This is a genomic window from Streptomyces sp. NPDC001927 (genome assembly GCF_053594455.1).
Map to the genome: position 1 here is coordinate 909,404 of NZ_JBSFEN010000001.1, position 10,901 is coordinate 920,304.

7 protein-coding genes are annotated in these 10,901 nt (G+C 74.5%); all 7 read right to left on the reverse strand.

The window, feature by feature from the left end; all coding sequences use genetic code 11:
• Positions 1-3 precede the first annotated feature (3 nt).
• Genes asnB through ACWCO8_RS03830 form a run of 7 tightly spaced genes read right to left on the reverse strand, consistent with a single transcriptional unit; the run spans position 4 to position 10,882 of the window.
• Positions 4-1,854, reverse strand: coding sequence for an asparagine synthase (glutamine-hydrolyzing) (gene asnB / locus ACWCO8_RS03800; RefSeq protein ID WP_451030754.1), 1,851 nt, complete (start codon positions 1,852-1,854; stop codon positions 4-6).
• Between the two features lie 13 nt (positions 1,855-1,867).
• Entirely contained in the window at positions 1,868-2,122 is a 255-nt protein-coding gene (locus tag ACWCO8_RS03805) for an acyl carrier protein (RefSeq protein WP_362016286.1), read from the reverse strand.
• A 38-nt stretch (positions 2,123-2,160) separates the two neighbouring features.
• Positions 2,161-3,183 carry a 3-oxoacyl-ACP synthase III family protein gene (locus tag ACWCO8_RS03810; protein WP_362016284.1) on the reverse strand — a complete coding sequence of 341 codons (1,023 nt, stop codon included), beginning with the start codon at positions 3,181-3,183 and terminating at the stop codon, positions 2,161-2,163.
• 31 nt (positions 3,184-3,214) lie between these two features.
• The gene (locus ACWCO8_RS03815; RefSeq protein WP_451030755.1) at positions 3,215-3,931 is read right to left on the reverse strand and encodes an SDR family NAD(P)-dependent oxidoreductase; all 717 of its coding nucleotides are present in this window, start codon (positions 3,929-3,931) and stop codon (positions 3,215-3,217) included.
• Positions 3,928-5,145 (reverse strand): acyltransferase domain-containing protein, encoded by a 1,218-nt coding sequence (locus ACWCO8_RS03820; protein ID WP_451030756.1) that lies wholly within the window; start codon positions 5,143-5,145, stop codon positions 3,928-3,930. Before ACWCO8_RS03820 ends, ACWCO8_RS03815 begins: the two co-directional genes overlap by 4 nt.
• Positions 5,146-5,175: 30 nt before the next feature.
• Positions 5,176-9,711, reverse strand: a complete 4,536-nt coding sequence (locus ACWCO8_RS03825; protein ID WP_451030757.1) for a type I polyketide synthase — start codon at positions 9,709-9,711, stop codon at positions 5,176-5,178.
• A gap of 4 nt (positions 9,712-9,715) precedes the next feature.
• Complete coding sequence (locus ACWCO8_RS03830; RefSeq protein WP_451030758.1) at positions 9,716-10,882, reverse strand: zinc-binding alcohol dehydrogenase family protein; 1,167 nt, start codon at positions 10,880-10,882, stop codon at positions 9,716-9,718.
• Positions 10,883-10,901: the final 19 nt, after the last annotated feature.

Here is a 10,901-nt window from a genome sequence, read left to right on the forward strand (position 1 = left end):
GGCTCAGACGTCCACGGTCACGTCGTAGTTGGTCAGCCACCTGTTGAGCCAGAGAGCCATCTCCAGGCCGCCGCGATCGTGCGGGAGGCTGACGTCGTCCAGCTCGCGGTTGAGGACCCGGGTGACCCTGGTGGTGTTCAGGAGCGGTCGCACCGGGGCGTCCGGGTCGGCGAGCACCTCGCGCAGCTCGGCGCGGAGCGCCTGCTCGTACCGGGTGTCCTGGGTGGCGGGGAACGGCGTCTTCGTGCGCTCCAGGATGGAGGTCGGCAGCACGTCGCGGGCGGCGGCGCGCAGCAGGCTCTTCTCCCTGCCGTCGAAGGACTTCATCGCCCAGGGCACGTTGAACACGTAGTCCATCAGCCGGTGGTCGCAGAACGGGACGCGGACCTCCAGACCGACAGCCATGCTCATCCGGTCCTTGCGGTCGAGGACCGCCTGCATGAACCGGGTGATGTTGAGGTACGTGACCTCGCGCATCCGCCGGTCGACGGCGCTCTCGCCGGGCAGCACCGGCACCTCGGCGACGGCCTCGGCGTAGCGGTCCTGGCGGTAGCCCTCCAGGTCCAGCTTGGCCAGCAGGCCCTGGTCGATCAGCGAGCTGCCGCCGAAGATGCGCGCCGAGCCGGGGGTGAGCCACGGGAAGGTGGGCGCGTTGACCGCCTCGTCCCGCATGTACCACCGGTAGCCGCCGAACAGTTCGTCGGCGGACTCGCCGGAGAGGACCACGGTCGCCCGCTTCCGGATCTCCCGGCACAGCAGGTACAGCGACGGCCACAGGTCGCCCCAGTACCCGGGCGGCAGGTCGGTGGCGGCGAGGATCGCCGCCCGTACCTCCGGGTCGGCCAGCTCCGCGCTGTCGAGGAGCACCTCACGGTGGTCGGTCCCCACCTGGGCGACGAAGTCGCGCACGTACGGCGCGTCGGCCGTGCCGCGCACCGCGTCGGGCTCGAACTGGTCGGCCGCGCCCTGGAAGTCCACCGAGTACGACCGCACCGGGCCGCGGCCCTCGGCGGTGAGCGCGCGGTGGGCGAGCGCGGTGATCGCCGACGAGTCGAGGCCGCCGGAGAGCAGGGTGGCGACCGGGACGTCCGCGACGAGCTGGCGGGACACGATGTCCTCCAGCAGGCCGCGGACCGTGCCGATGGTGGTGTCGAGGTCGTCGGTGTGCTCGCGGGCGGTGAGCTGCCAGTACCTCGTCTTCGTCAGACCGCCCTCGGTCACCCGCACGATCTGGCCGGGCCGGACCTCGGAGAGGTCGGCGAACGGGGTGATCTCCGGGGTCTTGACCATGTCGAGTATCTCGGCGAGGCCCTGGGCGTCGACACGGCGCGGCACGGCGCGGTTGGCGAGGACGGCCTTGGGCTCCGAGCCGAACAGGACGCCGTTCGCGGTGCGCGCGTAGTACAGCGGCTTGACGCCGATCGGGTCGCGTACGAGCAGCAGTTCGCGGGTGGCCGCGTCCCACAGCCCGATGGCGAACATGCCGTTGAGCCGGGCGGCGAAGTCCATGCCCCACTGCAGGTACGCGGTGAGCACGACCTCCGTGTCGCTGCGGGTGCGGAACTCGTGCCCCAGCGCCGCCAGTTCCTCGCGGAGCTCCTGGTAGTTGTAGATCTCACCGCAGAACGTCAGCGCGGCGAGCGTCCTGCCCTCGCGCTCGGCGACCATGGGCTGCGCCCCGCCCGCCGGGTCGATGATGGAGAGCCTTCGGTGGCCGAACGCGACCGGTCCGTCGATCCAGACCCCTTCCGCGTCCGGGCCCCGGCAGCCCATGGTGTCGGTCATCGCCTGCACGACCGGGCGGTGCCGGGCGAGTTCCTCGCCGTGCGCCACCCATCCGGTGATCCCGCACATCCCCGTGTCCTCCTCAAACGCCGCTGAGGGCGGTGTTGACGCGGTCGAGCAGCTGGCGGGGGGTCCTCGCCTCGCTGACCACGTTCTCGCCGAGCTCGATGCCGTTCTTGCGCTCGATCCGCCGGACGGCGTTGAGCGTGGTCAGCGAGTCGAAGCCGAGCGCGGCGAACGTCAGGTCCGACGGGTCGCCCTCCGGCTCGACCGGGTCCTGGTCGCCGATGCTGCGGTTGAACACGTCGATCAGGTCCTGGATGGTCATTTCCGCCATAGCGCTTTCCTTTGTGGTGTCGTGTGCTGGGTCGTCGGTCAGACGGTGAGGAGCGTGCAGTACCAGTGCATGCCGATGGAGATGCCGGCGAGGGCGACCACGTCGCCCTCGACGAGGTCCCCGCGCTCCAGGTAGGTGTCGAGGCAGATGAGCTGGTCGGCCCCGCCGCAGTGGCCGAGGTCGGCGCCGAGCGCGGCGTTGGTGCGCTCCAGCGGTACGCCGACGGCCTTGGCGATGTCCGCCAGGCTGTCCTGGTTGTCGTTGAGGAAGAGGAACTTCGCCACCTGGCCGGTGTCCACGCCCGCGCGGTCGCAGGCGCGCTCGTAGACCGTGCGCACCCGGCTGTTGAGGGTGCGGACGAACTTCGCCAGGTGCTCGGGCTCGCGGCGGAAGTGCCGGTACACGAGGGCGAGCGGGTCGACGTCGAGGTTGGCGGTGCCCTCGGGCGGGAAGGGCGCGGCGGCGCCGCCGTACTCGACGCGGTAGAAGTCGTTGTACGTCGGGTCGGTGATCTGCTCGGTGGCGAGCCACCGCAGCCTGCCGTGGCCCCGGCGCAGCACGGCGGCCGCCGCTCCGTCGCTGGAGAGGAGGGTGTTGCTGCGCATGCGGTTGGTGTGCGCCTCGCTCGCCTGGTTCACGGCGACGAGCAGCACGGTGTCGACGTCCTCGCGGGTGGCGAAGGTGCCGGCGATGTGCTGGAAGGCGGTCACGCCGGACGCGCAGCCCTGGGTGAGCAGCAGCGTGGGCGAGGCGGTGGCGCCGATCTCCCGCGCGAGCGCGGTGGAGGCGTCCCACAGCAGGTAGTCGGGCACGCTGCTGTCCGCGACCACGACGAGGTCGAGGTCCCTCGGGTCGACGCCCGCCTTGGCGAGTGCCTTGGTGGCGGCGCGGGCGGCGAGCGCGGTGGGCGTGGTGCCTTCCGGCGAGCGGTGGAAGGTGCGGTAGCCCCAGAGCAGGACCCGGTCGGGGTCGTCGACGTAGTCGGCCGCGGTGGCGGCGACGTCCCTCGGGTCGCCGAGGGCGTGCGCGAGGCCGAGGATCCCGAAGTCGGCGGGAGGCATGGTCGGTCGGTACTCCTTCATCGTGGGCTGCTCAGCGGGGGAACACGCCGTCGGCGACCCAGCCGCCGTCGAAGCGCAGGGTGGTGGCGGTCATGTACGCGTATCGGTCGCCGGTGAGGTCGAGGACGAGGTCGGCGACCTCACCGGGCGTGGCGAGCCGGCCCAGCGGGGTACGGGCGGCGATGGCGGCCTCGTCGAGGTTGCCGTTCTCGAAGCCCTTCTCCACCAGCGGCGTCCGCACATAGGCGGGGCTGACGGCCAGGACGCGCACCCCGTGCTCGGCCCACTCCACGCCGAGCACCTCGGTGAGCATCACGACGCCCGCCTTGGAGGCGCAGTAGGCGGCGCGGCCGGGGACGGCGCGGTGCGCCATGACGGAGGCGACGTTCACGACGAGTCCGCCGCGCGCGGCGAGCGCCGGGAACAGGGCCTGGGCGCAGTAGAACGTGCCGCTGAGGTTGACCCCGAGGACGCGCTCCCAGGTCTGCGGCCGCAGCTCGGCCGAGGGCGCGATGGCGCCCACGCCCGCGCTGTTGACGAGGAGGTCGGCCTCGGGCACGGCCTCGGCGGCGGCGTGCACGTCCTCGGCGTCGCGGACGTCGACGGTGTGCCAGTCGATGCCGGTCCCGGTGCCCGGCCGGCGGTCCCAGCCGGTGACCGCCCAGCCCACCCTGACCAGCCGTTCGGCGACGGCCGCGCCGATCCCGCTGGCCGCACCCGTCACCACTGCTCGGCGCTGCTCGCTCACGCCCGCCCCTTCCAGTTGCGGTAGACCTCGTCGATGGAGGCGCTGACGGTGGCCATGGCCGCCTCGTAGGCGGCTGCCACGGTGTCGCCGCTGGGCGGCGCGAGGCCGAGCGCGCCCAGGTCGGGGGCGCGGCCCTCGACCCAGAGGGCGGCGGCGGCCCAGCGCAGCTGGTCGAGTTGCGGCCGGGTCGTGGACCCGGCGCCGACCGCCGCGTGGGGCCGGTCGGAGAGCGTGGCCGAGACGAAGCGGAGGAGGCTTCCGCAGCCGACCTGGACGAACACGCGGGCGCCGTCCTCGTACAGACGCTCCACCACCGACCGGAAGAGGACGGGTTCGAGCAGGTGCCGTTCGAGGAGTGCGCGTAACGCCGCCTCGTCGTCCGGGTAGGGGCTGACGGTGGTCGCGGACCAGACGGGCACGGTCGGCCGTTCCAGCGGGATCCGGTCGAACACCTCGGCGAAGCCGGGCAGGTACGGGGCCAGCATCGGTGTGTGGAACCCGGAGCGGAACGGCAGCACCCGGCGCGGGACCGCCGGGTCGGCGATCCGGTCCAGGCAGCGCTCCACGGCGTCCTCGTCCCCGCAGAGCACGCTCTGGTCGGGGGCGTTGTCGTGGGAGAGCACCACGCGGGGCTCGCCCTCGGCGAGCCGGGCGGCCGCCGCCGCGGGCAGGCCGACGGCGGCGAAGACCACGTCCGGCACGGGCGAGGTGCCCATGTCGCCGGCCATCGCCTCGAAGGCCCGCGCGGGGAACGTGCCCGCGGCGAACAGGGCGCTCCACTCCCCCGCGCTGTGGCCGGCCACGGCGTCGGGGGTGATGCCGACGCGGCGCAGCGCGGTGTCGAGGACCCGGTTCAGCCGCAGCGCGGCCTGGGTGCGCGCGCCGAGGGAGTCGTCGTCGGCAGCGGTCGTCGGTTCGGCGGGCAGGCCGAACCAGCCCCGGACGTCGTCGGGGGCCGGACCGGTGCGGGCGTCGAGGCCGGGGAAGAGGAACACGACGCCGCCCCCGAGCCCGGGGCCCGGGGTGAACCAGAGGTCGTTGCCGCCGCGCCAGGGCTCGCCCCGGGCGACGAGCAGGGCCGCCTGCTCCACGCGCTCGGGCGTGGGGTCGAACACGGCGACGCGGCAGGGGCCGGTGCCGGCGGGGCGGCCTGAGCGCAGCGCGTCGAGCAGCTCGGCGGGCGTGAGCGCGGCGGCGAGGAGCACGTCCGTCACGGTCGCCCCCGAAACGCCGGGAGGAGTACGTCAGTCAAGGTCGCCCCCGAACGCGGTGGGGTCGCCCACGGCGTGCAGCACCTGGAGGTCGCGGCCGAACGCCAGCTCGCGCAGGAAGGCCTCCACGCCCTCGTCCGGGTCGATCAGGCCGATGCCGCTCCGCACGTACGCGCGCTCCAGCTCGGGGGTGACCATGCCGCCCGCGTCCGCGGCCCACGGGCCCCAGTCCAGGGCGAGCACCCGGTCGGCGACCCGCCCCGACCACTGGCGGGCCAGGGTGTCCAGGGCGTCGTTGGCGGCGGCGTAGTCGCTCTGGCCCCGGTTGCCCAGGACGCCCGCGATGCTGCCGAACAGCACCAGATGACGCAACCCGGGCCGCAGGTGCTCGGCGAGCGTGCGGGCGCCGGTGACCTTGGTCCCGAAGACCTCGGCGAACGACTCCGGAGACTTGTCGGGCAGCGTCTGGTCGCGGACGACCCCCGCCGCGTGCACCACGGTGTCGAGGCGTCCGTGCCGGGCGTACACGTCGTCGAGGACGGCGCGCAGCCGCTCCGGGTCCGTCACGTCCGCACGGTGATGGCGCACCGACGCGGCCGTCCCGGCGAGGGCGTCCAGAGAGAGTCGGACCTCGCGGGAGGCTCCGTACGCGCGCACCTCGCGCTCGATGTCGGCCGGGGTGCGCCCGCCCTCGGCGATCAGACGGGTACGCAGGGCGGCCTCGTCCAGGGCGGCGTCGGCGGCGGGTTCGCTGCGGCCGATCAACTCGATGTGGCAGCCGGTGCGTTCGGCCAGGGCGGCCGCGAGGCGGGCGGTGATGCCACGGGCGCCGCCCGTCAGCAGGACGACGCTGTCGCGGTCCAGTCCGAGGTCCGCGGCCGTGACGCGCGCGGGCGGCACGGAGGACAGTTCGGCGGCGGTCGTGCGCCAGAGGGCGCGGCGGCCTTCGAGGTGACCGACGGACGGCTGCGGCGCGTCGAGTTCGTCCGCCAGCGCCCGCGCCGCCTCGGCGGGCGAGCGGCCACCGGGCAGGTCGACCGCGACCACCGCGAGGCCGGGGTACTCGCGGGAGAGCGCACGGGCGAAGCCGTGCAGGCCCGCGCCCGCGGGTCCTTCGTCGTGGCAGGTGGCGAGGAGCAGGGTGCGTACGCCCGCCAGGACCGCCGCGCGCACGGCGGCGAAGCGGGCGGGCAGGACGGGGTCGCCGCCGTCGAGCGCGTCGAGACTCAGGAAGGTGTCGCAGTCGGCCGGGTCGTCCACGACCTCGGCGCCGCGCTCCTTCAGCAACAGGGCCAGTTCGGCGGCGACCTCGCCGCCTCCGCTGATCGCGGCGCGCTCGACCCGCCACTCCCCCGGGACGTGCGGCGTCGGCACGAGCTCGACCACGTGGCGAAGGGTGCGGGCGTCGGCGCGGGTGCCGGTGCCGCCGTCGGTGCGGGCGGCCAGCCAGTCGGTCATCTCCCGGATGGTGCGCAGGTCGGAGAGGGCGCCCACGGACTCGGCGTGCGGGGTGCCGCCGAGAAGGGTGGCGGCTATCTCCGTGCGCTTGAGCGAGTCGATGCCGAGCGCGGCCTCCAGGTCCAGGTCCTGGTCGAGCATGTCGGCCGGGTACCCGGTGCGCCGCGCGATCAGTTCCAGGACGGTCGGCGCGGAGGCCGACTCGGTGGGGGGCTTCACCACCGCGGGAGCAGGAGCGGGTGCGTGTGCGGGAGCGGGTGCGGGAGTGCTCGTGGTGGCTTCGCCGCCGAGGTAGCGGAGCATGACCTCCTGCTGGGCGGCGACGATGCGCTGGGTGCCCCGCAGGAACTCGATGACGGTCTCGTCCCGTTCGCCGCCCGTGGTGGTGAGCGCGACAGGCGGTTCGACGGGCCGCAGGCCGCCGGGGACGGGCTCGCCGTCCGCCGTACGGACCAGGTGGCCGTCCACCGTCCACCGCACCGGAGCCGATGGTTCCGGCGCCTCTGCACGGTCCCCTGTCAGCGCCTCCGGCCGCACCGGTACCCCGCGCACGGCGAGGGCGGCGAGGGTGCCGAGCAGGTGGGGCAGGCCGGGGCGGCCGGGCGCCTCCACGGACAGGGCCGTGTGCGGGCGGTCGCCGAGGACGGCGCCGACCAGGCGGGTCAGGACCGTGCCCGGCCCGGCCTCCACGAAGACGCGGGCCCCGGCGGCGTACATCCGCTCGATCTGTTCGGCGAACCGGACGGGCCTCGCGAGGGCGCCGGCCAGCAGCGCCCGTGCGGCGTCCGGTTCGGCCGGGTACGGCTCGGCGGTGGCCCCGGACCACACGGGCACCTCGGGCGCGCGGAACTCCTGGGCCGCCAGCGCCTCGGCGAACGCCTCGACGGCGGGCTCCATCCGGGGGCTGTGGAACGCGGCGGCGACCGGCAGCCGCTTGGCCGTGAGCCCGGCGGTACGGAGCGCGGTGACGGCGGCGTCGATCCCGGCGGCTGACCCGGCGAGCACCACCTGGTCCGGAGCGTTGTGGTTGGCGAGGACCACGTCCTCGGCCAGGCCGTGCTCGGTGATCAGGGCGGCGACCGCGTCGGCGGGGGCGGCGACGGCGGCCATCGCGCCCGCGTCCGTACCGGCGGCGGCGTGCATGGCCTGGGCGCGGGCGCCGCTCAGCGGCAGCACGGCGTCCTCGGGAAGCACGCCCGCGGCGGCGAGGGCGACGAGCTCGCCGTAGCTGTGACCGCCGAGCAGGTCGGCCTCGACGCCGCAGGCGCGCAGCAGGTCGAGCGCGGCCAGGCCGCCGATGCCGAGGGCGGGTTGCGCGAGTCGGGTGTCGACCAGGCGCGGGGCGTCACCGTCGAAGGCGCCGGAGGGGAACACCGCGTCGGCCAGGGCCGGATCGGCGCTCAGGAACCGGTGCAGGCGGGGAGAGGCCAGGAACAGGTCGGCGAGCATCCCCGGCCGCTGGCTGCCCTGCCCGGGGACGAGCAGCGCGACGGGTCGGCGGGTGCCGTCGCCGACGTGGACGCCGTGCTCGGGCGCGTCCTGGAGGCGCAGCGCCAGGTCGATCTGTTCGCGCAGGCCGGCCGCGTCCTCGGCGACGATCGCGACCCGTGTCGGGCCGGTCCCGGTGACGGCGGCCAGGTCGCGGAGCGCGGCGCCGTCGACGTGCCGGTCGGCGAGTGCGCCCAAGGAGGCGCGTACCTCGTCCTCGGTGCCCCGGAACCGCAGCAGCCGGGGCTGCGAGGCGGCGGGCGCGGGGGCCTTCGTGCGCGGCTCGGCGGCGGCGACGACCGCGTGGTAGTTGACGCCGCCGAACCCGAACGCGCTGACCCCCGCGACCCGTTCGGTGTCCGTCCACGGGCGGGCGGCGGTGTCGAAGGCGAAGGGACTGGTCGCGGCGGACCAGGCGGCGTTGGGGGCCTTCACGTGCCGCGTCGGCGGCCGTACGCCGGTGTGCACGGCGAGCACCGCCTTGATCAGTCCGGCCATGCCCGCCGCGCACTTGGCGTGGCCGATGAGCGACTTCACCGAACCCAGAGAGCACGCGCCGGGTTCGGCGCCGGCCTCGCCGAACACGCCTGTGAGCGTCTCCAGTTCGGTCCGGTCGCCCAGGACGGTGCCGGTGCCGTGCGCCTCCACGAGGCCGACCTCGCGCGGCGAGATCCCGGCGGTGGCGTAGGCGCGCTCCAGCGCGCGCCGCTGGCCCTCGGGGCGGGGCGCGGTCAGGCCGAGCCCGCGCCCGTCGCTGGCCGCGCCGACGCCCTTGACCACGGCGTAGACGCGGTCGCCGTCCCGCTCCGCGTCCTCGAGACGCTTCAGGACGAGGCAGGCCACGCCCTCGGCGAGCACGATGCCGTCGGCGGACGCGTCGAAGGGACGGCAGCGTCCCGTCGGCGAGAGCGCCTTCACCGAGCCGAACATCAGGTAGTCGTGCAGGCCGTTGTGCGTGTCGACGGCCCCGCACAGGACCATGTCGCTGGTGCCCGCGAGGAGTTCCTTGCAGGCCTGGTCGAGCGCGGCGAGCGAGGACGCGCACGCGGCGTCGACGGTGTAGTTCGGTCCGCCGAGGTCCAGGCGGTTGGCGACCCGTCCCGCGATCACGTTGGCCAGCGTGCCGGGGAACGAGTCTTCGGTGAGGTGCGGCAGCCGCGCGTCGAGTTCGGCGGGCAGTTCGTCGAGGTGCAGCGGCAGCAGCGACCGCATCGCGTACGCGGAGGCGAGGTCGGCGCCCGCCTCCGCGGCGAAGACGACGGACGTCGCCTCCCGGTCGAAGGGCCGGTCGGCGTAGCCCGCGTCCGCGAGGGCCCGGGTGGCGGTCTCCAGGGCGAGGAGCTGGGCGGGCTCGATGGCGCCGAGCGAGGCCGGCGGCACGCCGTGGCTCAGCGCGTCGAAGGGCAGGGGCGGCAGGAACCCGCCCCACTTCGACGGCGACCGCTCCCCCGACGGGGCCTCGGCGCCCGCCCAGTGGCGATCGGTCGGCCAGCGCTCCGCGTCGACCTCGGTGACCGAGTCGACGCCGGCGACGACGTTCGCCCAGTACTGGGCGAGGTCGGGCGCGCCGGGGAAGGCGCAGGCCATGCCGACGACCGCGACGTCGAAGGATCGGGCGCTCATCGGGTCAGTTCCTCCCGGCGACGGAGAACAACGGGAAGTACCCGTCAAGGTCGTCGCGGCTGTAGGCCTCGGCCAGTTCGGGTATCCGGTCGAACGGCGTGACCGGTCCGTCGGCGATGTCGGGCAGCCAGCCCGTCTCCTGCATCACGTCCCGGATGCGGGCGCCGTCCTGGAACCGCCACGCGTGCGTGTGGACGTGGATGTGCCGGGTGATGCACTCGGTGGCGCGCAGGTTCCACAGCCGCATGCCGGTCTTCCAGCCCACGGTGGACACCACGCCCTCGCGGGCCAGGCTCTTCAGCGTGGCGCGGTGGAGGCCGCCGCCGAGGTTGTCCAGGAAGACCGAGACGCCGAGGCCGCCGGAGAGTTCGCCGACGATCTCCAGGAACCGTGCCTCGGAGGCGCGGTAGCGGTCCATCGCGCCGGGCTCGCCGGACTCCTTGGCCCAGGTGTAGTCCAGGTCCGGGAACTCCCGGCGGTCGACCGGGATCGCCCCCGAGGCGGCGATCTCCTTGAGCCTGCTGTCCCGGCCGGACACCATCGCCGTACGGAATCCCTCGCGGCGGGCCAGTTCCAGTTCGGCGTAGACCACGCCGCCGCCCCAGCCGAGGACGAGCGGCTGCTCGTCCCAGGCGTCGTCGACCTGGCTCCGCCAGCAGCGGCTGGTGACCCGCCAGTTGTCCCAGGCGGTGAAGTAGCGCGCGAACGGAGCCCAGCGCTCCACGGGGTACCGGCCGTCCTCGGGCAGCGGTACGAGCCGGTCGGCGGGCACGACCATGCGCTCGGCGAGCAGGCCGGGCGAACCGGGCGCGTCGTAGGCGGAGATGGTCTCCGCGTAGCCGTTGCGGTCGATCCGGCCGAACGGGATCCACAGGCAGTCCTGGCCCTCGCGCAGGCCGCGCACGGCGGATCCGGCGGAGAGCACGCGCACCACGCCGCAGGTGCCGACGGTGATCCGCTCCTCGCCACGCTGGCGGACGATGTCGACGGGGGTGCGGGCGAGGGCGTGCTCCATGTTCGCCTCCCAGCAGCCCACGAGGGGCTCGACGAGCACCTCGTGCTCGCCCGGCGACGCGATCGGAACGCGGGCGAGGGTCAACTCACCGCGCACCGGCCCCTTCGAACGGTCCTCCGGGCCGGCGGGCAGAACCCATGCCTTGACTGTCTCCATCAACTCCCCCAGATGTGGG

Excerpts from the sequence above, each read along its gene's own strand:
- asnB (WP_451030754.1), bottom strand. The coding sequence starts at position 1,854 with ATGTGCGGGATCACCGGATGGGTGGCGCACGGCGAGGAACTCGCCCGG.
- ACWCO8_RS03805 (WP_362016286.1), bottom strand. The coding sequence starts at position 2,122 with ATGGCGGAAATGACCATCCAGGACCTGATCGACGTGTTCAACCGCAGC.
- ACWCO8_RS03810 (WP_362016284.1), bottom strand. The coding sequence starts at position 3,183 with ATGCCTCCCGCCGACTTCGGGATCCTCGGCCTCGCGCACGCCCTCGGC.
- ACWCO8_RS03825 (WP_451030757.1), bottom strand. The coding sequence starts at position 9,711 with ATGAGCGCCCGATCCTTCGACGTCGCGGTCGTCGGCATGGCCTGCGCC.
- ACWCO8_RS03830 (WP_451030758.1), bottom strand. The coding sequence starts at position 10,882 with ATGGAGACAGTCAAGGCATGGGTTCTGCCCGCCGGCCCGGAGGACCGT.